This window comes from Priestia sp. TRM10, assembly GCF_057808375.1.
This window is the reverse complement of the sequence record NZ_JBJZOT010000010.1, coordinates 1-24,844: the sequence shown is the minus strand read 5'-3', so window position 1 is coordinate 24,844 and position 24,844 is coordinate 1. Positions and strand designations below refer to the sequence as shown.

Below are 24,844 nucleotides of genomic sequence, written 5' to 3'. Positions count from 1 at the left end.
CTACTCTTTTATGACAGGGTCTTTTTGCAGCTGTGCCTGTGCTTCTGGCTGAGCATCATTCATGATAGCTTCATTTGGTTGATCTTGATCATCCTCTGAATCCATGAAATCAATCTCTTTTTCATCGCCAGATAGAATTTTAACGTCCATACCTAAGCTTTGAAGCTCTTTAATTAATACTTTAAATGATTCTGGTACGCCAGGTTCTGGAACGTTTTCGCCTTTAACGATGGCTTCATATGTTTTAACACGACCAACAACGTCGTCTGATTTAACTGTTAAGATTTCTTGAAGTGTATAAGCAGCACCATATGCTTCAAGTGCCCATACTTCCATCTCACCAAAACGCTGACCACCAAACTGAGCTTTACCTCCAAGTGGCTGTTGCGTAACAAGTGAATATGGTCCAGTTGAACGAGCATGAAGTTTATCATCCACCATGTGCGCAAGTTTGATCATATACATGACACCAACAGATACGCGGTTGTCGAACGGATCTCCTGTACGGCCGTCATAAAGAACTGTCTTCGCATCACGAGCCATACCTGCTTCTTCAATTGTTGCCCAAACATCTTCCTCACGTGCTCCATCAAATACAGGAGTTGCAACATGAATGCCAAGTTGACGAGCAGCCATACCAAGATGAAGCTCTAATACCTGACCGATGTTCATACGAGATGGTACCCCTAATGGATTTAACATGATATCAATTGGTGTTCCATCTGGTAAATATGGCATATCCTCTTCAGGTAGAATGCGTGAGATAACACCTTTGTTACCATGTCGTCCCGCCATTTTATCCCCTTCAGAGATTTTACGTTTTTGAACGATGTACGCGCGAACAAGTTGGTTTACTCCCGGTGGAAGTTCGTCACCATCTTCACGGTTAAACACTTTCACGTCTAACACAATTCCGCCTCCACCATGTGGAACACGAAGTGAAGTATCGCGTACTTCGCGTGCTTTTTCACCGAAGATTGCATGTAATAGACGTTCTTCTGCTGTTAATTCTGTTACACCTTTTGGCGTTACTTTACCAACAAGTAGATCTCCGTCTTTTACTTCAGCACCAACGCGAATGATTCCACGCTCGTCAAGATTACGAAGTGCATCTTCACCAACGTTTGGAATGTCACGTGTAATTTCTTCAGGTCCAAGCTTTGTATCACGAGACTCTGACTCATATTCTTCAATATGAACAGATGTATAAACATCATCTTTTACAAGACGTTCACTCATGATGATTGCATCCTCATAGTTGTAACCATCCCATGTCATGAAACCAACAAGAACGTTGCGTCCAAGAGCAAGCTCACCTTTGTCCATTGAAGGACCATCAGCAAGAATCTCACCTTTTTTCACTTCATCCCCAACAGAAACAATAGGGCGTTGGTTATAACATGTTCCTTGGTTAGAACGAATGAATTTAAGCATATTATATTTATCAAGGTCACCTTTTGTCATTTGACCGTCTACTTCTTCATAACGACGTACCCAAACGTGTTTTGCTTCAACGCGCTCTACAATACCTGGGTGTTTACAAATAACGGCTGCACCAGAGTCTTTACCAGATACATACTCCATACCTGTTCCAACGATCGGTGCTTCTGGTTTAAGCAATGGTACTGCTTGACGTTGCATGTTCGCTCCCATTAGAGCACGGTTAGAGTCATCGTTCTCTAAGAATGGGATACAAGCTGTTGCAGCAGATACTACTTGCTTAGGTGATACATCCATATAGTCAATGCGATCACGTTTCATTACGGTGTTTTCTCCGCGGAAACGAGATACGATTTCTTCATCTAAAAATTCACCTTCATCACCAAGACGAGCATTTGCTTGTGCAACTACATAGTTATCTTCTTCGTCTGCTGTAAGGTAATCAATTCTGTCAGTGACTTTTCCTGTTTCAGGATCAACACGACGGTACGGAGTTTCAATAAATCCGAATTTGTTTACTTTTGCATAAGAAGATAATGAGTTGATAAGCCCGATGTTTGGACCCTCTGGCGTCTCAATCGGACACATACGACCATAGTGAGAGTAGTGAACGTCACGCACTTCGAAACCAGCACGCTCACGTGTTAAACCACCAGGTCCTAATGCAGAAAGACGACGTTTGTGAGTTAACTCACCTAATGGGTTTGTTTGGTCCATGAACTGTGAAAGCTGAGAGCTTCCAAAGAACTCTTTAATTGATGCAATAACCGGACGAATGTTAATTAATTGTTGCGGCGTAATTGCATTTGTATCTTGAATTGACATTCTCTCACGCACAACGCGCTCCATACGAGAAAGACCAATGCGGAATTGGTTTTGCAGCAATTCCCCAACTGAACGTAGACGACGGTTTCCTAAGTGGTCAATATCGTCTGTTCCTCCAACTTGGTGAAGAAGGTTGAAGAAATAGCTTATAGAAGCCAAGATATCAGCAGGCGTAATGTTTTTAACACTCTCATCTATGAAAGTATTACCTAAAACATTAATAACTTTCTCACCTTCTGCGTCTCCTGGTGCATAGATTTTGATAGACTGAAGAGATACTTCTTCTTCAAGAACTCCGCCTACTGGCTCATGAGTCTGGAAGTTTACGCCGCCTTCTAGCATTGGTAAAATGCGATCAAGTGTACGACGATCAATGATAGTATCTTTTTCAACAAGAATCTCACCTGTTTCAGGATCAACAAGCGTTTCTGCTAGACGTTGATTGAACAAACGATTCTTGATGTGAAGCTTCTTATTAATCTTGTAACGTCCAACATTTGCTAAATCATAGCGTTTTGGATCGAAGAAACGAGAAACTAATAGAGTTTTAGCATTTTCTACTGTTGGAGGCTCTCCAGGACGTAGACGCTCATAGATCTCTAATAGAGCTTTCTCTGTGTTTTCTGTATTGTCTTTTTCAAGCGTGTTTCGTAGATATTCATTATCTCCGAGTAAATCAATGATTTCTTGATCAGTTCCAAATCCAAGCGCACGTAAAAGCACAGTAACTGGCAGTTTACGCGTGCGGTCGATACGTACATAAACAACGTCTTTTGCGTCTGTTTCGTACTCTAACCAAGCTCCACGGTTTGGAATAACAGTAGCGGTATAGCCTTTCTTACCGTTTTTATCTACTTTTCCACTGAAATACACGCTAGGAGAACGAACAAGCTGAGAAACGATAACACGTTCAGCACCATTGATGACAAACGTACCTGTTTCTGTCATAAGAGGAAAATCTCCCATGAACACTTCTTGGTCTTTTACTTCTCCTGTTTCTTTATGAATCAAACGTACTTTTACACGTAAAGGTGCAGAATACGTTACATCACGTTCTTTTGCTTCCTCTACGGAATACTTTGGTTCACCTAAGCTGTAGTCGATAAACTCTAAAGATAGGCTACCTGTAAAGTCCTCAATTGGAGAAATATCCTGGAACATTTCTCTTAAACCCTCATCAAGAAACCATTGATAAGAAGAGGTTTGAATTTCAATGAGGTTTGGTAATTCTAAAACTTCACTGATACGAGCATAACTTCTACGTTGGCGGTGGCGTCCATACTGAACTAGTTGACCTGTCAACTGATTCACCCCTCAAATCAAGCGTTATTATTGAAACTTATAATGATAAAAAGGTAACAATACCTATCATTAAACAAAAGAAAAAATGGTTTCTTCATTAAAAAACCACAATTTCGTTAAAACGTACTATTGATTTTATTAGCTTTTCCATACAAACTAAAATTATACCTTTTTAGGTATAATTTTTTTATTAAGATGGAATAATTACATATTGGCATTTTATAATGTTAACACATCGAAAAATCAGTGTCAAATTTTTTTTGCACGAATAATATAATAACCTTTTTTCTTTGTTTCTACCAAAACTTCAGAAAATAACTCTTCTAATTTTTCAAGTGCAGAAGGAGCTCCTTGCTTTTTCTGAATAACAACCCAAAGCTCACCATTTTCTTTTAATCGAGTTGATGCCCCTTCAAGGATTTCATGAACAACCTTTTTCCCTGCTCGAATAGGCGGGTTTGTCAAAATAGCTGCATATTGATCTGATGAAACATTTTCATATGCTGAACTTTTGAAGATGTTCACATTCTCAACACCGTTGCTTTTTGCATTTTCACTTGAAAGCTCCAATGCTCGCTCATTTACATCAACCATATCTACTTTACGATTTGGCCATTGTTTAGCTAAAGATAATCCGATTGGGCCATACCCACATCCAACATCAAGAAAATCCCCTTGTACTTCTGGTTCTTCAAATGTTTCAATAAGCAAGCGAGAACCAAAATCGACTTCCTTCTTCGAAAATACACCATGATCTGTTGTAAATTTAAAATGATGATTACGAAGCGTGAAAGAAAAACTTTGTCGATCGCTTTGAGCAGAAGGGTTTGATGAAAAATAGTGCTCTGTCATTTTACGTAGCTCCTCCTCACTTCCATAATACTGTAACTTTTTTCATTATACAAAAGAATGAGCCTAATGTGAAATGCTCGCTTTTTAAGAAAGTCAAAAGAGGCCGTTCACGACGAGCCCCTTTGTCCTTAAACATAAAGATAAGCGAGGTTTCTAAGAAAACCTCGCTTATCTTCTATTATAACATTAAGCGTATGCTGTAATGTTTAAATTATTTAACTTCTACAGAAGCGCCAACTTCTTCAAGTTTAGCTTTAAGCTCGTCAGCTTCCTCTTGAGAAACGCCTTCTTTAAGAGCTTTTGGAGTGTTGTCAACAAGTTCTTTAGCTTCTTTTAAGCCAAGACCAGTGATTTCACGTACTACTTTGATAACTTTGATTTTTTGTCCGCCAGCACCAGCAAGTACTACGTCAAATTCAGTTTTCTCAGCAGCAGCGTCTCCGCCAGCACCACCAGCTACAGCTACAGGAGCAGCAGCAGTTACACCGAATTCTTCTTCAATTGCTTTTACTAGGTCGTTAAGTTCAAGAACTGTCATTTCTTTAATAGCATCGATAATTTGTTCTTTAGACATTTGAAAGTCCTCCTCATTGGATTATAATTTAGTTTTAAAACCGTTAGCTATAATTAAGCGCCTTGCTCTTCTTTTTGATCTGCAACAGCTTTAGTTGCAAGAGCGAAGTTACGAGCTGGAGCTTGAAGTACGCTAAGAAGCATAGAAAGTAAGCCATCACGAGATGGAAGAGTTGCGATTGCTTGAATTTCTTCAACTGAAGCAATGTTCCCTTCAAGAACGCCCGCTTTAATTTCAAGAGCTTCATTTTCTTTCGCGAATGCATGTAAAACTTTAGCTGGTGCAATAACATCCTCATTAGAGAAAGCAATTGCGTTTGGTCCAGTTAATGCATCGTTAAGCTCAGTTAACTCAGCTTTTTCTACCGCACGGCGAGTTAAAGTATTTTTGAATACTTTGAATTCTACGCCAGCATCACGTAGGTTTTTACGAAGTTCTGTTACTTGAGATACGTTTAGTCCACGGTAGTCAACAATGATTGTTGATTTACTATTTTTAAACTTATCAGCAATTTCGTCTACGATCACTTTCTTTTGTTCGATAGCACTGCTCATTTTTACACCTCCCGGAAATTTCGATATGCACATTTATGCCTTTTAAAAGGTGCAACATAAGAAGACCCTCTATGTGATAAATAAGACATAGAGGGTTTTCTAAAACGAGCGTACAGACGTGCAACGCTGCTTTATATCATACACCTCGGTAGGAAATTAAGCTTTAGTAAGCACCTACTGTCTTTGGCAATAATGTTTAATTTTAAGACAAGGTAAATTATATTAAATGACTGTTAGAAAGTCAATACCTTATTATTTAATTCCAAAAGATGCCGTATCAACTTTTACACCAGGGCCCATTGTAGAAGCTACAGCTAGGTTCTTGATGTAAGTTCCTTTTGAAGAAGCAGGTTTAACTTTAAGCATTGTTTCATAAAGTGCTGTAAAGTTTTCAACAAGCTTGTTATCTTCAAATGATACTTTACCAATTGGTACATGAATGTTACCAGCTTTATCAACGCGGTATTCAACTTTACCAGCTTTGATTTCGTTGATTGCTTTTTCAACGTCGAATGTTACTGTACCAGTTTTAGGGTTTGGCATTAAACCTTTTGGCCCTAATACGCGACCAAGTTTACCAACTTCACCCATCATGTCCGGAGTAGCTACAACTACGTCAAAATCAAACCAACCTTGTTGGATTTTGTTGATGTAATCAGAATCGCCAACGAAGTCAGCTCCAGCAGCTTCTGCTTCTTTTGCTTTCTCGCCTTTAGCGAATACTAATACACGTTGAGTTTTACCAGTACCATGTGGTAAAACTAAAGCGCCACGGATTTGTTGATCAGCTTTCTTAGGATCTACTCCTAAACGAAATGCTGTTTCAACTGTTGCGTCGAAATTTACTGTGCTTGTTTTTTTGATCAGTTCAATTGCTTCTTTAACATCATAAGCAACTGTACGATCTACTAACTTAGAAGCTTCTAAGTACTTTTTACCTTTTTTAGCCATTTTAAATTTCCTCCTTATGTGGTTTTAGCGGAATAACCTCCCACGAATAAAGGTTGCGAAATGGCAAAACCATACCCGCAACCTTGTCAACTACCAATACGTTTTACATAGGAATTAGTCTTCGATAACGATTCCCATGCTACGAGCAGTACCTTCAACCATACGCATAGCCGCTTCTACGTCTGCTGCGTTAAGGTCTGGCATTTTCGTTTCAGCAATCTCGCGTACTTTATCTCGTTTCACTGTTGCTACTTTGTTACGATTTGGTTCACCAGAACCTGACTCGATACCAGCTGCTTTTTTAAGTAATACTGCAGCAGGAGGAGTCTTCGTAATGAATGTAAATGAACGGTCCTCAAATACCGAAATTTCAACTGGAATAATCAATCCTGCTTGATCTGCTGTACGAGCGTTAAACTCCTTACAGAATCCCATGATGTTTACACCTGCTTGACCCAATGCTGGACCAACTGGTGGAGCTGGGTTTGCTTTGCCCGCAGGAATTTGTAGTTTTACAACTTTCACTACTTTTTTAGCCACGAGACACACCTCCTTAAGTCCGTGATGTGGTAATAGGGGATTAGCCCCTCCCACTCATTCTTCTTTATCTCGTATTAAAAAATATAAAGAATATTTAATGTATAGTCTCAAAAATTGAGACGTACTGACTTATGAAATGTTACCACTGTTTCAACAGAAATGCAAGTTTTTTATGAGGAAATTTCTAGGTCATCGTCTCAGAGCACATTAAATCTCTTTCTATTCAATCTTATCAATCTGGTGGAAATCAAGTTCGACAGGTGTTTCACGACCAAACATGTTAACAAGTACTTTAATTTTCTTTTTATCAAAGTCAATTTCTTCAATTGTTCCTTCAAAGTTTGCAAATGGCCCTTCTTTCACCATAACAACCTCTTTAAGTTCAAAACCAAGATCTACTTTCTCATGCTCCATACCCATTCTTTTCAGAATTACTTCTGATTCTTCCGGTAATAATGGGGTTGGTTTTGATCCTGAACCTGTTGACCCAACGAAACCAGTAACACCAGGTGTATTTCGTACTACGTACCAAGAATCATCTGTCATGACAATTTCCACCAACACATAACCTGGGAATACTTTCTTCTTCGTTACTTTTGTTTTGTTGTTCTTTGTTTCTGTTTCTTCTTCTTCCGGTACAATTACACGGAAGATTTTATCTTGCATGCCCATTGATTCGACACGCTTTTCTAAATTGGCTTTCACTTTGTTTTCATAACCAGAATAGGTATGAACAACGTACCAGTTTTTCTCCATTGCTGAGGACCTCCGTCCTTTCCCTCCCACTCACTCGAAGTGAAACTATTTTAAGACAAATTAAAAAACCCGTCTCCGGGCTTTTCACATAGCTTATCTATTTTGTATTATACCATGTTTATTCATTACTTATTCAAGGAATCAATCGGATTAATGAAGAAATTCCTAGATCTACTACAGCAAAGAACGCTGTCATGACAATTACAGTCGTCACAACTGTAATGGTATAACGAGTTAATTCTTTTTTTGTTGGCCAGCTGACTTTTTTCATTTCGCGTACTACATCTTTAAAAAAGCTTCCAATTCGTTTCATTAAAACGAAACCTCCAGTTGAAAAGGGGTAGAATCAATCTATTTTGTTTCTAAATGTGCCGTATGGCTGTTACACGTTTTGCAAAACTTCTTAATTTCAAGCCTGTCCCCTGCCGCACTGCTATTTTTCATTGTAGAATAGTTACGACTTCCACAAACAGAACAAGCCAAAACAGATTTTTTACGCATCTTTATCACCTGTTATCATAATACCCATGGGTATAACATATAATATCCTTAAAAAAGTATCATAATTACACAATAAATGTCAACATGGCATTCTATATGAATGCCATGTCGACTTTTTTATAAGGTTATCTCTCTTAATTCTAAATATCTCTCTAACTTACGTTTGACGCGCTGTAAGGCATTGTCAATCGATTTTACATGACGATCTAGCTCTTCGGAAATTTCTTGATAAGATTGTCCATCAAGATAAAGGACAAGTACTTTTCTTTCCAAATCACTTAGAAGTTCAGCCATCTTAAGTTCAATATCGTCGAACTTCTCTTGGTTAATAATCAGTTCTTCAGGATTCATAATCTTAGCTCCTGAAATAATGTCCATAAGCGTACGGTCTGATTCCTCGTCATAAATAGGCTTGTCCAATGATATATAAGAATTAAGCGGAATATGCTTTTGTCGAGTTGCTGTTTTGATAGCCGTAATGATCTGCCTTGTAATACAGAGCTCAGCAAAAGCTTTAAAAGATGATAGCTTATCTTCCCTAAAATCACGGATGGCTTTGTAAAGTCCAATCATGCCTTCTTGTACAATATCTTCTCTGTCTGCACCTATTAAAAAATACGATCTTGCTTTTGCTCTTACAAAATTTCGGTATTTGTGAATCAAGTAATCTAATGCTTCGCTATTACCACTGTGAACCAACTCTACAACCAATTCATCTTCTTGACGTTGTAACTGAACGCTTTCTTTTGAACTAAGTTTTAAGCCCACATCGATCCCCCCGAACGCGCAGTAGATAGCAATATTATACAGTAGATACTCTCACTTGACAAACGGAATTGTGTGAAAAAAGAGATATTTTCTAAATTTTTTTACTACTTTTCCCCTCTTCGCCATTTTTCGAACACTTCGGATACTTGATCTGAAAGGGTAATCCGGCTTATTGGTTTTTTTTCTCGAATAATATCGACATTTTTTTTAATTTCCCCTTCAATTTCAATGACTTCATTGCGAAGTTCACGAGCAGATTTTCTTAGAGCTCCTTGGCCAAATATCACCCATTGTTCTGTAAAATCAGATGTTGCAACATGAATCTGTGTCTTGATATTGTTAAGCTCGCTTGCTAACTTTTCAATACATTCATCCGCTGTCTCATTCTCTTTCGTGAAAATCACTTTCACTTTATGTGTATCTCGCTTTTTTTCCAGTCCAGGTACCATATGTGCATCAAAAACAACTAGAACTTGGTACCCCGTATATGCACGATACTCCGCTAGCTTCTCGATAAGAATATCTCTTGCACTTTCTAAGTCTTTGTCTCGTAAGCTTCTTAGCTCTGGCCATGCTCCAATAATGTTGTAACCATCAACAAGAAGTATATTCTCCATGTTTAGCTACCTAGTGGATGACGTTTGCGATGAACTTCATACATAAGCAGACTTGCTGCAACCGAAGCATTTAAGGATGTTACATGACCAACCATAGGAAGTTTGATAAGAAAATCACATTTATCTTTGACAAGACGACTCATTCCCTTACCTTCACTGCCGATAATTAAACAGAGCGGCATTTTCCCATCCATTGTGCGGTAATCTTCTGCTCCTTTAGCATCTGTTCCGAAAAACCAAATTCCGCGATCCTTTAATTCATCAATTGTTCGAGCTAAATTTGTTACACGTGAAACGGGGATATGTTCAATAGCTCCTGTAGAAGCTTTAGCAACTGTTGCTGTTAAGCTTACAGAACGGCGTTTTGGAATAATGATCCCATGTGCGCCAACAGCATCAGCTGTTCTCATGATGGATCCTAAATTATGAGGATCTTCAAGCTCGTCTAATAATAGGAAAAACGGTGTTTCGTTCTTCTTCTCTGCTAATGCAAACATGTCATCAATCTCCGCATATTGATACGCAGCAACAAGAGCAACAACTCCTTGATGGTTTGCATCTACTAGCTGATCAATTTTCTTTTTTGGAACAAATTGAACAAGCACCTTCTTTTGTTTAGCTGTATTGATAACTTGTTGCATTTGGCCACGCTGTGAACCTTCTGCAATCCAAATCTTATTAATGTCCCGCTCTGCTTTTAAAGCTTCTAAGACAGGATTTTTACCGGCAATAAATTCTTGATTCTCACTCACCGTTTTCTTCACTCCTTTCAATAATCATAATCGCTTTCTCAACAATTTCAGTTACGCGTTCTTGGTGACTGCCAAGATAAAGATAGCCAAGCACAGCTTCAAATGCTGTGCTATAGCGATACGTTTGTACGTCTGTATGCTTTGGAACACTTCCTGATTTAGCATTTCGGCCTCTTCTTAAGACGGCTTGTTCTTCCTCAGTTAAGAATCCTTCATCTAACAGCTGATGAACAATCTTCGCCTGTGCTCGTGCTGATACATATTCTTTTGCCTGTTTGTGTAGCATATTTGGTCGTACACTACCTTTCAACAGGAGATGATGACGTATATACTGATCAAATACTGCATCTCCCATATAAGCCAATGCAAGACTGTTTAATTGTTTTACTTCTATTTGGTTGTCTAACATACTTACCCTCTTTTCCAACGTGTACCTTGTGACGTATCTTCAAGAATGATATTTCGACTCTTTAATTCATCACGAATCTCATCTGCTCGCTGGAAGTTGCGGTCCTTACGTGCTTGAATGCGTTCCTCAAGAAGTTGCTCAATTTCCTCGTCTAAAAGCTCTTCGTCTTTGCCTGCTAGTTCTACTCCTAATACACCAGTAATTGTTTCAAATTCTTTGATAAAAGCTTCTAATACAGCTTCTGATGTATTTTCTTCTGCAAGGTAAAGGTTTGCTTGTTTTGATAGCTCAAAGAGAACAGAAATAGCGTTTGCTGTATTAAAATCATCATCCATTTCTGTTACAAAAGATTGATGAAGTTCTGCGATTTTATCTTCCCACTGCTCACCTTGAGTCGCTAAGTTTGTTGAATGTTCTAATCGATGTTGCACATTTTCATATGCTGTTTGAATTCTTTCAAGTCCTCTTTTTGTATCTTCTAGAAGTTCTTGATTATAATTAATTGGATGGCGATATTGAACAGTTAACATAAAGAAACGAAGTAAAGAAGGCTCAATTTCTTTTAAAATATCGTGCACAAGAACAAAGTTACCAAGCGATTTAGACATTTTCTCGTTATCAATATTAATATACCCATTATGAAGCCAGTACTTTGCAAATTCTTTTCCTGTTGCTGCTTCGGATTGAGCGATTTCGTTCTCATGATGAGGGAATGATAAATCTTGCCCTCCTGCATGAATATCAATTGTGTCTCCTAAGTATTTACGCGCCATTGCTGAGCATTCAATGTGCCAACCAGGACGACCTTTCCCCCATGGACTGTCCCAGCTAATTTCTCCGTCTTTTGCTTCTTTCCAAAGCGTGAAGTCTAGTGGATCGTCTTTCTTCTCACCAACTCCAATACGTGCTCCGGAGCGCAGTTCATCAATTGATTGATGAGATAGTTTGCCATATCCATCAAACTTACGTGTTTTATAGTAAACATCTCCACCTGCTTCATAAGCAAACCCTTTTTCAATTAGCATTTCAATAAATTCAATAATTGTATCCATATTCTCTGTTACACGTGGATGAACATCCGCTTTTTTGCATCCTAATGCTTCCGTATCCTCAAAGTAAGCTTCAATAAAACGCTCAGCAATAGTGGGAACTTCTTCTCCAAGCTCATTTGCTGCTTTGATTAATTTATCATCAACATCTGTAAAGTTAGAAACGTATTGCACGTCATACCCTCTATATTCTAAATAACGGCGAACTGTATCAAACACAATGGCAGGTCTTGCATTTCCAATATGAATATAGTTATACACTGTTGGTCCGCACACGTACATTTTTACTTTGTTTTCTTCAAGTGGAGTAAAAATTTCTTTTTGGCGTGTTAACGTATTATATAACTTGATTGTCATGTTTTTTCTTCCCTTCTTCTTTTAGCTCTTTAACTTCTTGTTGAAGTCTTTTAATTTCTTCTTCTAATTCTTTAAAACGATCTGCTACTGGGTTTGGTAAATCAGAGTGATTTAAATCTTTATTAACTTTTATGCCATCTTGAATAACCGCTCTTCCTGGAATACCTACAACAGTAGAGTTACTTGGAACATCTTTTAGAACAACAGAACCTGCTCCTACTTTTGAATTTTCTTCAATAACGATAGAACCAAGCACTTTTGCTCCTGTTGCAATTAATACATTATCTTTAATTGTTGGATGGCGCTTGCCTTTTTCTTTCCCTGTTCCCCCAAGAGTAACTCCTTGGTAAACCGTCACATTATCCCCTATTTCACACGTCTCTCCAATAACAACTCCCATACCATGGTCAATAAAGAAACGATGACCAATCCGCGCGCCAGGATGAATTTCAACTCCTGTGAAGAAACGGCTAATTTGAGCAATTATGCGAGCTAAAAAGAACCATCTGCGTCGATGAAAAGCATGAGCAACACGATGTGCCCATATAGCATGTAAACCTGAATACGTTAAAATCACTTCAATATAACTTCTTGCTGCAGGATCTTGCTCAAAAACAACGTCAATATCTTCTTTCAGTAGCTTTAACACATTTCTCCCCCTCTATGTTTTTCTCTACTAAAAAAGCGTCTCTGTGTCATATGACACAGAGACGCTTCGTTCGCGCGGTTCCACTCTGCTTAGGCTAATAAAAGCCCCTGCTCTACTCTAATAACGGAAGAGAATCCGCCTTTGCCTACTCCATAAAATGTTTGGGCAAAGGACTCAAAGGTGCATTTCAAAAACATAAAAACCATAAGTCACTTTCAGCCTTTGGTGACTCTCTCTAATATGGGAATGTTTTTTACTTCTCCTTCTCAACGTTTTAATAATGATATGGTTCACTATATTACAGAATGAATGAGATGTTAACTATTTTGCGCAAAAATTAGTAATTTATTTTACTGCTCCTTCTAAACGAGCAAGTACTGTTTCTTTTCCTAAAAGTGCAATTGCCTGTGGAAGTTCTGGTCCATGAGTTTGACCAGTTGTTGCAACACGGATTGGCATGAATAGCTTTTTGCCTTTATGTCCTGTTGCTTTTTGAACAGCTTTAATCGAACTTTTAATACTTGCTGGCTCAAAGTCTTCAAGGCTGTTAATTTCCTGGGCAAAGGCCTGCATTACTTCTGGTACTTGTTCTTCATTTAGCACTTCTTGTGCTTCTTCATCATACTCAATAGATGTTCTAAAGAACAAATCTGTAAGCTCAATAATTTCCGCTCCAAAGCTTAGTTGTTCTTTGTAAAGAGCAATTACATCATATACCCATTGCTTTTCTTGATCACTCATCTCTTCTTTTACTTTACCTGCTTTAACAAGGTGTGGTAAAGCAAGATCAACAACTTCATCTGTTGAAAGTTCTTTAATGTATTGATTGTTCATCCATTTTAGCTTTTTCATATCGAAAAGAGCCGGTGATTTTGATAAACGACTTGGGTCAAAGATTTCAATGAACTGTTCTTTTGTGAATAGCTCTTCTTCTCCTTCTGGTGACCAACCAAGTAGAGTAATAAAGTTAAATAATGCTTCAGGAAGATAACCAAGGTCTTTGTATTGTTCAATAAATTGGATGATAGACTCATCACGCTTACTCAGTTTACGACGGCTTTCATTAACAATAAGCGTCATATGACCAAATTTTGGTGCTTCCCATCCAAATGCATCATAAATCATAAGTTGCTTTGGTGTATTTGAAATATGATCATCACCGCGAAGAACATGAGACATTTTCATAAGATGATCATCAATAGCAACCGCATAGTTATATGTTGGAATACCATCTTTTTTCACTATAACAAAGTCACCAATACCATCTGATTCAAATGCAACTTCGCCTTTCACCATGTCATCAAATTTGAATACGCGCCCTTCTGGCACTTTGAAACGAATGCTTGGTTTACGGCCTTCTGCCTCCAGCGCTGCACGATCTTCTGCTGTAAGATGACGACATTTATTAGAATAACGAGGCGGCTTGCCTTCCGCAATTTGAGCTTCGCGTTCTGCTTCTAGCTCTTCTTCCGTACAGTAGCAATAGTAAGCTTGCTCGTTCTCCATAAGCTGTTTTGTATATTTTGCATAAATGTCATTGCGCTCTGACTGACGATATGGACCATATTCGCCACCAACGTCAATGCTTTCGTCCCACTCAATACCTAACCATTTTAAGTATTGAAGCTGGCTTTCTTCTCCACCTTCAATGTTACGTTTTTGGTCAGTATCTTCAATACGGATAATAAATTTACCGTTGTGTCCTCTTGCAAATAAATAGTTAAAAAGCGCTGTTCTTGCGTTTCCGATATGTAAATGACCTGTTGGACTAGGTGCATAACGTACGCGAACTTCGTTTGACATGAAACTCAACCTCCAGTAATTTACGTATAAATGCAGTATGAAAATTTTTGCTATATGCTTTTAGAAGTGATATAGTAATATGCCTATTTTATCACCAAATGCTTATCTTTCAAACTCTGTAAAATTATTTCCCTTGTAAAAGAACTGCTGCCTGTGAAGCAATCCCTTCCTCACGTCCTGTAAACCCTAATTTCTCTGTTGTTGTAGCTTTTACATTGATTTGATCTTTTGTTGCTTTTAATAGCTCAGCAATGCGTGCTCTAATCTCTTCAATATATGGAGCCATTTTCGGTTTCTGAGCAATGATTGTACAATCTAAGTTTCCTAATGTATAACCCTTTTCTTCTACAATTCCCCAAACATGCTGAAGTAATTTAGCTGAATCAGCATCCTTAAATGCTTCATCCGTATCAGGAAAATGCTTACCGATATCTCCTTCTCCAACTGCCCCTAAAATTGCATCTGAGATTGCATGAAGCAATACATCTGCATCTGAATGCCCAATAAGGCCTTTATCATGTGGAATATTTACTCCACCTATAATAAGAGGACGATCTTCTGCAAATTTATGAACGTCAAATCCTTGTCCAATTCTTATATTCATGTTAGTTTTCTCTCCTTTATCTTCTGTGCTTGTAAAATAGCTTCTGCATAAATTAAATCTTCAGGAGTTGTTAACTTAATATTGTTATAACTTCCTTCAACAATTGTCACTTCTTCTCCTACTGCTTCTACGAGACTAGCATCATCAGTACCTAAGTAGTTTTTTTCTTGAGCTTTTTCATGTGCATATTGAATTAATGACAAAACAAAAGCTTGTGGTGTTTGAATAGCCCACAAGCTTGAGCGCTCTACTGTATCAATGACTTTGCCATTTCTCACTCGCTTCATTGTATCTTTAACAGGGACTGCTAGGACAGCTGCTTTACTCTCACTTGCCTCTTCTACGAGACGATGGACATGCTCTTGCTCAATGAAAGGACGAGCTCCGTCATGAACAAGAACAATTCCCTCTTCGTCTGTTAAGATTTTTAGTCCGTTGTAAACACTATGCTGTCGTTCACTTCCGCCCTTAACAATTTCTGATACTTTGCGAATATTGTTTACTTCAATAAGTTCTTTGAAAAAATCTACTTCTCTTTCGTTAACGACGATGATGACTTTTCTACACCATGGGTCTTGTTCAAAAACTTGCAGTGTATGCACAATTACCGGGCGGTCTTGTAGGTTAATAAATTGCTTATTTATCCCTTTTTTCATCCTTTTTCCCTGGCCCGCCGCGGGAATAACTACGTCGTACTTCATCTTTTTTCTCCTCTTCCCTTTGATCCCTTCATAAAGCCTTCTCTAATAGCTTGGGTTTCGCAAAAATCATGCGACCTGCAGAAGTTTGAAGAACACTTGTTACAAGAACATCAATACTCTTTCCGATATAGTTGCGCCCTTCTTCTACAACAATCATTGTACCATCATCTAAATATGCAATACCTTGATTCTGTTCTTTTCCGTCCTTAATCACTAGAACATGCATTTCTTCACCAGGAAGAACAACAGGCTTAACGGCATTTGCTAAATCATTAATATTAAGTACGCTAACTCCTTGAAGTTCACATACTTTGTTTAAGTTAAAATCGTTTGTGACAACAACCCCAGAAGTTAGCTTTGCTAATTTCACAAGCTTGCTATCTACTTCTTGAATATCTTCAAAATCACCCTCATAGATTTCAACCTTAATCGCAAGCTCCTTTTGAATGCGATTTAAAATATCTAACCCACGACGTCCTCTGTTTCTCTTTAATACATCTGATGAATCAGCAATATGCTGAAGCTCTTCTAAAACAAACTGTGGAATGACAACAATTCCCTCTAGAAAACCTGTTTGACAAATGTCAGCAATACGCCCATCTATAATAACACTTGTATCTAAAATCTTGAACGTTTTTTCTTGTGTAGTTGTTTCCTCTTCCACTTGCTTTTTCTTTCCCATGCGAGATGGAATTGAGAACAAATTAACAAGCTCATCTCGTTTCTTAAAGCCAACTTGGAAACCTAGATAGCCAAGAAGAACAGTGAGGAAAATAGGTAATACAGTACCGACCATTTGCAATTGAATCTTGCCTAAAGGAATGCCCGCTAAGTATGCGAGAATAAGTCCAAAAATAAGTCCTAAACTACCAAATAAAACATCTGTTGCAGGAGCTTTGACTACAGATTCCTCAACCCTTTTAATAAAATTAACAACATAATCGACAGCCCAAAAAGTTACAGCATAAAAAATGATAGCTCCCAATACAGCAAGAACGTATGAGTTTTGTAAAAACGTAACTCCTTCAAGTCCTAACAAGCTTGTTATGTTATCTGCGAAAACAAATCCAAGCGTTCCACCTGTGACAAGAAAGAAGATTTGAATTATACGTTTTAGCATACATTCACCTCCCTTTATCATTATAAACAGTTTAGCTCATTCAAAACCTGCTAGTTAACAAATTCAATTATTTGTAAATAAATTGTCATGTTTCACACAGTTTTCGACAAATACTTTCTTCTTTTATAAATGACGATTATATAGATGCTGTTGTTTCAGAGTTTTTAAACCTTCTTTAATTTTTTTTGCTCTAATTTCTCCAATACCTTCCACTTCATCCAGTCTATCTACAGATGCATCACTAATTCGCTTTAAACCACCAAATTCTTGAATTAAATTTTCAATAATAACACTTGGGAGTCTAGGGATTTTATGGAGCATTCGATAGCCTCTTGGTGCAACTTGATCATCAAGGCTTGTATATAAAGGGTATCCCATTAAACGAAGTAATGTTTGGTCATCAAGAAGCATTGTATTAGATAAATCTTGGAGTTTGTTGACAATCTTATAAGAATCTTTTTCAGGATCATACATATAGTCTTGAACAAGCAGAACTACTTCTTCTTGGAAATGGGAAAGAAGTTCATTCATTTGAAGCCTCACAAGTCTTCCTTCAATCCCTAATTCACTTACATAATTTAAAATTTCATGCTTAATCCGTAATACCATCTCAATACGATGAAGGACTTGAATAACGTCTGCATGTGTTACTTGTTCTTCAAATTCTAGAGAACTTAAACTATCAACAGATTCATCTAGCACTGTTTTATATTTCTCTAGTGTCTCCAACGCTTGGTTTGCTTTTGCTAAAATAACACTAATCTCTCTTAATACATATTGAAGTTGTCCTTTATAAAGAGTAATAACGTTCCTACGCTCGGAAATAGCAATAACAAGATTTCCTGTCTGTTTTGCGGTTCTTTCTGCTGTACGATGGCGCATTCCTGTTTCAGAGGAAGAGATAGAAGGGTCTGGGATCAGCTGCGTGTTGGCATATAAAATCTTATTTCCTGACTCACTTAAAATAATAGCTCCATCCATTTTAGCAAGTTCATAAAGGTGGGCTGGAGAGAAAGAACAGTTGATTGAAAATCCACCATCAACAATTTTTTTTACTTCCTCAGTGTTGCCTAACACAATAAGTCCTCCTGTTTTGGCACGCAGAACGTTTTCAATACCTTCTCTAATTGGTGTCCCAGGAGCAACAAACTGTAGAATTTCAGTCATTTGTTTCTCATTCATTCTTTCCCCATCCATCTTATGTTCTAACCTCCCAACGTGTATTTTAGTGCTTCTGATACAGTTTCAACCCCAATAATTTCTATTCCGGCAGGTGCTTCCCATCCTCCGATATTCTTGGCTGGAATAATGGCACGCTGGAACCCGAGTTTTGCTGCTTCCTGAATACGTTGTTCAATCCTTGATACGCGGCGAATTTCACCTGTTAATCCTACTTCACCAATGACAACATCAACAGGATTAGAAACTTGATCCCTAAAGCTTGAAGCAATACTCACAGCAACAGCTAAATCAATAGCAGGTTCATCTAATTTCACACCACCTGCTACTTTTAAATAAGCATCCTGATTTTGGAGCAGTAAACCAACTCGCTTCTCTAATACAGCCATAATAAGCGAAACTCTATTATGATCTACTCCTGTTGCCATTCTCCGTGGATTACCAAAGCTTGTTGGACTAATAAGGGCTTGGAGTTCTACTAATACAGGGCGCGTTCCTTCCATCGAAGCTACAACAACAGATCCCGCTGCACCTTTTGAACGTTCTTCAAGGAAGATTTCAGATGGATTCAATACTTCTTGAAGACCAGCTTCTTTCATCTCAAATATCCCCATCTCATTTGTAGAACCAAAACGGTTTTTAACCGCACGTAAGATACGATACGTATGATGACGTTCCCCTTCAAAATAAAGAACGGTATCTACCATATGCTCAAGTAAGCGAGGCCCTGCAATGGATCCTTCTTTAGTAACATGACCAACGATAAAAATTGGTATACTATTTGTTTTAGCAACCCTCATTAGTTCACCTGTACATTCACGAACTTGCGAAACGCTTCCAGGAGCAGATGTAATATCTGCATGATAAACCGTCTGAATGGAATCGACTACAACAAAGTCAGGCTTCATTTCATTGATAGCGTCTAAAATCATCTCCAAATTTGTTTCTGCATGAACAAAGAGATGATCTGCTGTAACTCCTAATCGGTCTGCTCTTAGCTTTGTCTGCTTTGTTGATTCCTCTCCTGAAATATAGAGAACTTTATGTTTTTGATCTGCAAGCTGTGCTGAACATTGCAATAAGAGAGTAGATTTCCCAATCCCAGGATCTCCTCCAATTAAAACAAGGGACCCTTTTACAATTCCTCCACCAAGAACACGGTTTAGCTCAGAGGACTTAGTAAAAATACGCGGTTCCTCAACTGTTTTAATTGTTGTAATAGCTTCTGGTTTTCTTTTTACTGAAGAAGAAACAGCTCCAGAGAACGCTCCTCGTCTCCCTGTTTGAACATGTTCTACTTCTTCCACCATTGTGTTCCATTTCCCACAACCAGGACATTTCCCCATCCATTTGGCAGATTCATATCCACAATCTTGACACATAAATTTTGTCTTTTTCTTTGCCATACTGTGTTCCTTTCTGTCTAAGAAGTAATAATAGCAACTAAGGCATACGTTAACTATCTCCGTATGCCTTAGTGTAAATGTTTATATTATGAACTTGGCTGTGCTGCTTTAACGGTAAATTCACCGTCTTTTACATCAAGCACAACTTTCTGCCCTTTTTGTACATTCCCTTTTAGAAGTTCCTCAGATAAGCGATCTTCTACATGACGCTGAATAGCGCGGCGTAGCGGTCTTGCTCCGTATTCTGGATCAAATCCTTCTTCAGCAATTTTGTTTGCCGCTTCTTCTGTTAGTTCAAGCTCAATATCTTGCTCTTTTAGACGCTTGATAAGTTGGTCTGCCATTAGCGTTACAATATAACGTAAATGATCTTTTTCTAATGAGTGGAAAACAATCATCTCATCAATACGATTTAGGAATTCTGGGCGAAAAGCACGTTTTAATTCATCCATTACTTTGCCTTTCATGTCCTTATAGTTCTCATTTTCATCTTGCACATTGAATCCAACATACTTGTTTCGTTTTAGTGCTTCTGCACCCACATTTGAAGTCATAATAAGAACTGTATTTCTAAAGTCCACTGTACGACCTTTAGAATCTGTAAGACGTCCATCTTCTAGTACTTGAAGTAAAATATTAAATACATCTGGATGTGCTTTTTCCACTTCATCAAGAAGAACAACTGAATAAGGCTTGCGTCTTACTTTCTCTGTAAGCTGTCCGCCTTCTTCATATCCCACATACCCCGGAGGTGATCCAACTAGACGAGATGTTGAATGTTTCTCCATATATTCTGACATGTCAATTCGAATCATTGCATCTTCCTCACCGAACATTGCTTCTGCTAATGCACGAGCAAGCTCTGTTTTACCAACACCTGTTGGGCCTAGGAAGATGAAAGAACCAATTGGACGTTTTGGATCTTTTAATCCAGCACGAGCACGACGAACTGCTTTTGAAACAGCTTTAACTGCTTCATCTTGCCCAATTACTCGAGAATGTAAGATTTCTTCTAGTTTAAGCAAACGCTCTGTTTCTTCCTGTGCTAGTTTAACAACCGGAATTCCAGTCCAGCTAGATACAACCATTGCAATATCATCAACTGTGACTTCAGAGTTTTCTTGTCCTTGCTTCTCTTTCCACTCTTTTTTCGTTTGTTCAAGCTCTTCGCGAAGACGCTGTTCTGTATCACGTAGAGATGCCGCTGTTTCAAATTCTTGGCTTTGTACAGACGCATCTTTTTCTTTGCGAACTGTTTCAAGTTTAACTTCAAGCTCTTTTAAATTTGGTGGCGTTGTAAATGAACGTAAACGTACTTTTGAACCTGCTTCATCAATCAAATCAATTGCTTTATCTGGTAGGAAACGGTCTGAGATATAACGATCTGAAAGATTAACAGCAGCTTCAATAGCTTCATCAGTAATTGATACACGATGATGCGCTTCATAACGATCACGAAGCCCTTTTAGAATTTGAACAGACTCATCTGCTGTTGGTTCATCAACTTGAATTGGTTGGAAACGACGCTCAAGTGCTGCATCTTTCTCGATATATTTGCGATATTCGTCTAGCGTTGTCGCTCCGATACATTGAAGCTCTCCACGTGCTAGAGAAGGTTTTAAAATATTAGAAGCATCAATGGCACCTTCTGCTCCACCTGCTCCAATTAGTGTATGAAGCTCATCAATGAATAAAATAATGTTTCCAGCTTGACGAATTTCATCCATAACTTTTTTCAAGCGATCCTCAAATTCTCCACGATATTTTGTTCCAGCTACAACTGTTCCCATATCTAACGTCATTACACGCTTATCTCTTAAAATCTCAGGAACTTCGTTGTTTACAATTTGTTGTGCTAATCCTTCTGCAATTGCTGTTTTACCAACTCCAGGCTCCCCAATTAACACAGGATTATTTTTCGTACGACGACTTAGTACTTCAATGACACGCTGAATTTCTTTGCTACGACCAATAACAGGATCAAGACTTCCTTCACGAGCAATAGCTGTTAAATCACGTGCTAATCCATCTAACGTTGGTGTGTTAGCATTTGGCGTTCCACTTCCTTGGTGATTTGCATTTGCTTCATTGCTACCAAGAAGCTGAAGTACTTGCTGACGAGCTTTATTTAAGCTCACTCCTAGATTATTTAAAACGCGAGCGGCAACACCTTCACCTTCGCGGATAAGACCTAATAAAATGTGCTCTGTTCCTACATAAGAATGACCAAGTTTACGAGCTTCATCCATGGAGAGCTCAATGACTTTTTTAGCTCGAGGTGTATAATGAACAGTTTGAGCTACTTCTTGGCCACGACCAATTAGGGATTCTACTTCTTTTTGAACTTTATCAGTACCTAAGTTAAGCGCAAGTAGGGCTTTTGCCGCAATCCCTTCACCTTCGCGAACAATTCCTAGTAGGATATGTTCTGTACCAATATTGTTATGTCCAAGACGAAGTGCTTCCTCTTGGGCTAATGCTAATACTTTCTGAGCGCGCTCTGTAAATCTTCCAAACATCATCCTTCATCACTCTCCATCCGATTTCGATTGTCTTTTTCTAACTGCAAGCGTTCCCTTATTAAAGATGCTCTTCTAATGTCCCGCTGATTTGGACGAAGAGGTCCACCTGCATATTGCTGTAGGAAACCTGGCTGCGTTACAACCATAAGCTCGTTTAGGATGCTTCTCGTAATGCCTTCAATATAGCCAAGATCAATACCGAGTCTAACATCCGATAAACATTGAGCGGCTTCTTTAGATTCTATTATACGCGCATTGGTTAATACTCCATATGAGCGGTATAAACGATCTTCAAGCTCAATACTTGATGTATGTACAAGGGCTTCCCTTGCTGATCGTTCATGAGCAATAAGCTGTTTTACAACACTTTGTAGATCACTTACAATGTCTTCTTCACTTTTCCCTAAAGTGATCTGATTAGAAACCTGAAATATATTTCCTAAAGCTTGACTTCCTTCCCCATAAATCCCTCGTACAACAAGTCCTAGCTGATTGATAGCTGGTACAATCTTATTAATCTGTTGAGTTAGAACTAAAGCTGGTAAATGTAGCATAACAGATGCACGAAGTCCTGTGCCAACATTAGTTGGGCAACTTGTTAAATAGCCCATTGTCTCATCAAAAGCATACCCAGCTCTTTCTTCTATCCAATCATCTAACTCCATCGCCAAACGAAGAGCATTATCAAGCTGGAACCCCGGGAATAAACATTGTATTCGTAGATGATCTTCTTCATTCAACATAATACTTACTGATTCATTCTGTGATAGAATACAAGCCCCTTCTTCAGACTGCTCAGCAAGATAGGGACTAATAAGATGTTTTTCTACTAATACTTTCTTTTCAAGAGGCTCTAATTCCTTCATTTCTAACAATTCAAAATCCCATCTCGTAGGACGATTCATAATTTTTTCTTTTACAAAGGTTACAACACTGTCTCCTTCTTCTTGAGCAATTAACGGAAAAACATAGTCTTCAAAGTTACGTGCTAACCGAATTCTTGTGCTTAATACAATGTCAGAATCCGGTCCATCACTGTTCATCCATGGACTGATGGCCTGATTTAAGAAATGATGTAATGACATTGATTAAGACTCTCCTCTCTTTTGATCTAGCTGACGATTCAGTTCCCTAATTTCATCACGTAATTTTGCAGCCTCTTCAAACTCCTCTGCTTCTACGTATTGTTTTAACTTCGCTTTTAAATTTTCCAATTCCTTTTTTAATTGAATATTTTCGCCTGCTCTTTGTGGAATCTTTCCACGATGAAGAGAATTCCCCCCCTGCAAACGTTTTAGAAAAGGGGTTAATTTTTGTTGAAATGCTTGGTAGCAATGAGCACAACCAAAACGTCCAACCTTAGCAAACTGTTTATATGTCATTTTACAATGAGGACAGTGTAATGGAGCTTGTTGAAATGATTTTTCAGCTTCTTTAAAAGCAGAATCAAAGTTTAACAACCCTGCAAGCAAATCATTCATAGAAAAGTTTTCATGATCTGAGAGCATAAACAAGTCTCCTCGCTCTTTTGCACACTTTTCGCAAAGGTGAATCTTCTGCTGTTGTCCATTTGATACTTCAGTAAAATGAATAGCAGCTTCTCTCATATGACATTGTTGACAAATCAATCCTTACTCACCTCACACTTCTTGTCACTTTGTAAAAATACATTAACCTATCTCTAATCTTATTAACATATTTTCTTATCGATGCTGTAAAGCTAGCAGCATAGCTTTTAACATTCTAGCACGAAGCTGATCACGATGATGAGGATCAACATTAAGAACAGAATTATCAATAACGCTTAACATGACTTTTGCCTCTCTCTTTGTGATGAACTCCTCTTCAACTAGGCGAATAATCAAACTTTCGGCAGTTGATTGAGATACTCGTTCATTTACCATTGCAAGTACTTGATTAAAAAGATCTAAGTAGTCATTAGATTGTACCTTGATAATTCTAATAAAGCCTCCACCACCACGTTTACTTTCCACTACATACCCGCGTTCAACGGTAAAGCGTGTGTTGATTACGTAGTTAATTTGGGAAGGGACACATTGAAACTTATGAGCAATTTCACTACGTTTAATTTCTACAATATCTTGGTCACTCACATCTAGAACTTCTTTTAGATACTGTTCAATAATGTCAGAAATATTTCGCACCCTTTCCCCTCCTGACTTTGACTATATTTGACTTTTATAATAATAGTAATGCTTTTTATGTAAAATTGCAATAAAATCGAACGCAAGGTACTACTTCTATAGTTTCCACTTTTCATTACTTCAAAACGTTCTTTATAACAATTATTGTATAGAATGCAAAAAAGGCTGATCTATTATAGATCAGCCTTTTTATATGGTGCCTGGCAACGTCCTACTCTCACAGGGACAAAGTCCCAACTACCATCGGCGTTCAAGAGCTTAACTTCTGTGTTCGGCATGGGAACAGGTGTGACCTCTTGGCTATGGTTACCAGACTATATAGAGTTGTTCACTCAAAACTAAATAACAAGGCAAGGAAAAACATATCCGATTATGATCAATTCTTAGGTTAAGTCCTCGATCGATTAGTATTAGTCAGCTCCACATGTCGCCATGCTTCCACCTCTAA

General features: G+C 38.2%; 25 protein-coding genes, 1 rRNA gene and 2 other annotated features. All 26 genes read right to left on the bottom strand.

Annotated elements, in window-relative coordinates; all coding sequences use genetic code 11:
- Positions 1 to 3,567: a DNA-directed RNA polymerase subunit beta gene (rpoB, locus tag ACK3CR_RS08075; protein WP_328123616.1), complete on the bottom strand. Its 3,567-nt coding sequence runs from the start codon at positions 3,565 to 3,567 to the stop codon at positions 1 to 3.
- Between the two features lie 249 nt (positions 3,568 to 3,816).
- A complete protein-coding gene (locus ACK3CR_RS08070; protein WP_410914188.1) occupies positions 3,817 to 4,419 on the bottom strand; it encodes a class I SAM-dependent methyltransferase in 603 nt (200 codons plus the stop codon).
- Positions 4,420 to 4,630: 211 nt separating this feature from the next.
- Positions 4,631 to 4,993 (bottom strand): 50S ribosomal protein L7/L12, encoded by a 363-nt coding sequence (gene rplL / locus ACK3CR_RS08065; RefSeq protein ID WP_243515932.1) that lies wholly within the window; start codon positions 4,991 to 4,993, stop codon positions 4,631 to 4,633.
- 53 nt (positions 4,994 to 5,046) lie between these two features.
- A complete protein-coding gene (gene rplJ / locus ACK3CR_RS08060; RefSeq protein ID WP_019394080.1) occupies positions 5,047 to 5,547 on the bottom strand; it encodes a 50S ribosomal protein L10 in 501 nt (166 codons plus the stop codon).
- Between the two features lie 50 nt (positions 5,548 to 5,597).
- Positions 5,598 to 5,752: a sequence feature (ribosomal protein L10 leader region), on the bottom strand.
- A 47-nt stretch (positions 5,753 to 5,799) separates the two neighbouring features.
- Positions 5,800 to 6,498, bottom strand: coding sequence for a 50S ribosomal protein L1 (rplA, locus tag ACK3CR_RS08055; RefSeq protein ID WP_040056359.1), 699 nt, complete (start codon positions 6,496 to 6,498; stop codon positions 5,800 to 5,802).
- 114 nt (positions 6,499 to 6,612) lie between these two features.
- Positions 6,613 to 7,038 carry a 50S ribosomal protein L11 gene (gene rplK, locus ACK3CR_RS08050; protein WP_019394082.1) on the bottom strand — a complete coding sequence of 142 codons (426 nt, stop codon included), beginning with the start codon at positions 7,036 to 7,038 and terminating at the stop codon, positions 6,613 to 6,615.
- 219 nt (positions 7,039 to 7,257) lie between these two features.
- On the bottom strand, positions 7,258 to 7,794 hold the full coding sequence (gene nusG / locus ACK3CR_RS08045; protein ID WP_019394083.1) for a transcription termination/antitermination protein NusG: 537 nt from the start codon (positions 7,792 to 7,794) through the stop codon (positions 7,258 to 7,260).
- Between the two features lie 133 nt (positions 7,795 to 7,927).
- On the bottom strand, positions 7,928 to 8,107 hold the full coding sequence (gene secE / locus ACK3CR_RS08040; protein ID WP_019394084.1) for a preprotein translocase subunit SecE: 180 nt from the start codon (positions 8,105 to 8,107) through the stop codon (positions 7,928 to 7,930).
- 38 nt (positions 8,108 to 8,145) lie between these two features.
- Entirely contained in the window at positions 8,146 to 8,295 is a 150-nt protein-coding gene (gene rpmG / locus ACK3CR_RS08035) for a 50S ribosomal protein L33 (protein WP_243515934.1), read from the bottom strand.
- 117 nt (positions 8,296 to 8,412) lie between these two features.
- The gene (sigH, locus tag ACK3CR_RS08030) at positions 8,413 to 9,063 is read right to left on the bottom strand and encodes an RNA polymerase sporulation sigma factor SigH (RefSeq protein ID WP_243515936.1); all 651 of its coding nucleotides are present in this window, start codon (positions 9,061 to 9,063) and stop codon (positions 8,413 to 8,415) included.
- Between the two features lie 104 nt (positions 9,064 to 9,167).
- Positions 9,168 to 9,680, bottom strand: coding sequence for an NYN domain-containing protein (locus ACK3CR_RS08025; RefSeq protein WP_019394087.1), 513 nt, complete (start codon positions 9,678 to 9,680; stop codon positions 9,168 to 9,170).
- Between the two features lie 2 nt (positions 9,681 to 9,682).
- Positions 9,683 to 10,432 carry a 23S rRNA (guanosine(2251)-2'-O)-methyltransferase RlmB gene (rlmB, locus tag ACK3CR_RS08020; RefSeq protein ID WP_019394088.1) on the bottom strand — a complete coding sequence of 250 codons (750 nt, stop codon included), beginning with the start codon at positions 10,430 to 10,432 and terminating at the stop codon, positions 9,683 to 9,685.
- A complete protein-coding gene (locus tag ACK3CR_RS08015) occupies positions 10,425 to 10,841 on the bottom strand; it encodes a Mini-ribonuclease 3 (RefSeq protein ID WP_243515938.1) in 417 nt (138 codons plus the stop codon). The genes rlmB and ACK3CR_RS08015 overlap by 8 nt, the downstream gene beginning before the upstream one ends.
- A gap of 2 nt (positions 10,842 to 10,843) precedes the next feature.
- Positions 10,844 to 12,247 (bottom strand): cysteine--tRNA ligase, encoded by a 1,404-nt coding sequence (gene cysS, locus ACK3CR_RS08010; protein WP_243515940.1) that lies wholly within the window; start codon positions 12,245 to 12,247, stop codon positions 10,844 to 10,846.
- Entirely contained in the window at positions 12,228 to 12,896 is a 669-nt protein-coding gene (cysE, locus tag ACK3CR_RS08005; RefSeq protein WP_019394091.1) for a serine O-acetyltransferase, read from the bottom strand. Before cysE ends, cysS begins: the two co-directional genes overlap by 20 nt.
- 54 nt (positions 12,897 to 12,950) lie before the next feature.
- Positions 12,951 to 13,175: a binding site (T-box leader), on the bottom strand.
- Between the two features lie 66 nt (positions 13,176 to 13,241).
- Complete coding sequence (gene gltX / locus ACK3CR_RS08000; protein ID WP_488975217.1) at positions 13,242 to 14,699, bottom strand: glutamate--tRNA ligase; 1,458 nt, start codon at positions 14,697 to 14,699, stop codon at positions 13,242 to 13,244.
- A gap of 124 nt (positions 14,700 to 14,823) precedes the next feature.
- Positions 14,824 to 15,303: a 2-C-methyl-D-erythritol 2,4-cyclodiphosphate synthase gene (ispF, locus tag ACK3CR_RS07995; protein ID WP_243515945.1), complete on the bottom strand. Its 480-nt coding sequence runs from the start codon at positions 15,301 to 15,303 to the stop codon at positions 14,824 to 14,826.
- Entirely contained in the window at positions 15,300 to 16,004 is a 705-nt protein-coding gene (gene ispD / locus ACK3CR_RS07990; RefSeq protein ID WP_243515947.1) for a 2-C-methyl-D-erythritol 4-phosphate cytidylyltransferase, read from the bottom strand. The genes ispF and ispD overlap by 4 nt, the downstream gene beginning before the upstream one ends.
- A gap of 28 nt (positions 16,005 to 16,032) precedes the next feature.
- Positions 16,033 to 17,124: a PIN/TRAM domain-containing protein gene (locus tag ACK3CR_RS07985; RefSeq protein ID WP_019394095.1), complete on the bottom strand. Its 1,092-nt coding sequence runs from the start codon at positions 17,122 to 17,124 to the stop codon at positions 16,033 to 16,035.
- A 123-nt stretch (positions 17,125 to 17,247) separates the two neighbouring features.
- Positions 17,248 to 18,321: a DNA integrity scanning diadenylate cyclase DisA gene (disA, locus tag ACK3CR_RS07980; RefSeq protein WP_243515949.1), complete on the bottom strand. Its 1,074-nt coding sequence runs from the start codon at positions 18,319 to 18,321 to the stop codon at positions 17,248 to 17,250.
- A gap of 8 nt (positions 18,322 to 18,329) precedes the next feature.
- Complete coding sequence (gene radA / locus ACK3CR_RS07975) at positions 18,330 to 19,709, bottom strand: DNA repair protein RadA (RefSeq protein WP_040056365.1); 1,380 nt, start codon at positions 19,707 to 19,709, stop codon at positions 18,330 to 18,332.
- Between the two features lie 86 nt (positions 19,710 to 19,795).
- Positions 19,796 to 22,231 (bottom strand): ATP-dependent protease ATP-binding subunit ClpC, encoded by a 2,436-nt coding sequence (gene clpC / locus ACK3CR_RS07970; RefSeq protein WP_243515952.1) that lies wholly within the window; start codon positions 22,229 to 22,231, stop codon positions 19,796 to 19,798.
- On the bottom strand, positions 22,228 to 23,316 hold the full coding sequence (gene mcsB, locus ACK3CR_RS07965) for a protein-arginine kinase McsB (RefSeq protein WP_019394099.1): 1,089 nt from the start codon (positions 23,314 to 23,316) through the stop codon (positions 22,228 to 22,230). Before mcsB ends, clpC begins: the two co-directional genes overlap by 4 nt.
- 3 nt (positions 23,317 to 23,319) lie before the next feature.
- Entirely contained in the window at positions 23,320 to 23,859 is a 540-nt protein-coding gene (mcsA, locus tag ACK3CR_RS07960) for a protein-arginine kinase activator protein McsA (protein ID WP_040056366.1), read from the bottom strand.
- A 75-nt stretch (positions 23,860 to 23,934) separates the two neighbouring features.
- Positions 23,935 to 24,396, bottom strand: coding sequence for a CtsR family transcriptional regulator (locus tag ACK3CR_RS07955; protein WP_243515955.1), 462 nt, complete (start codon positions 24,394 to 24,396; stop codon positions 23,935 to 23,937).
- Between the two features lie 198 nt (positions 24,397 to 24,594).
- A 5S ribosomal RNA gene (gene rrf, locus ACK3CR_RS07950) occupies positions 24,595 to 24,710 on the bottom strand.
- Between the last annotated feature and the right edge of the window lie 134 nt (positions 24,711 to 24,844).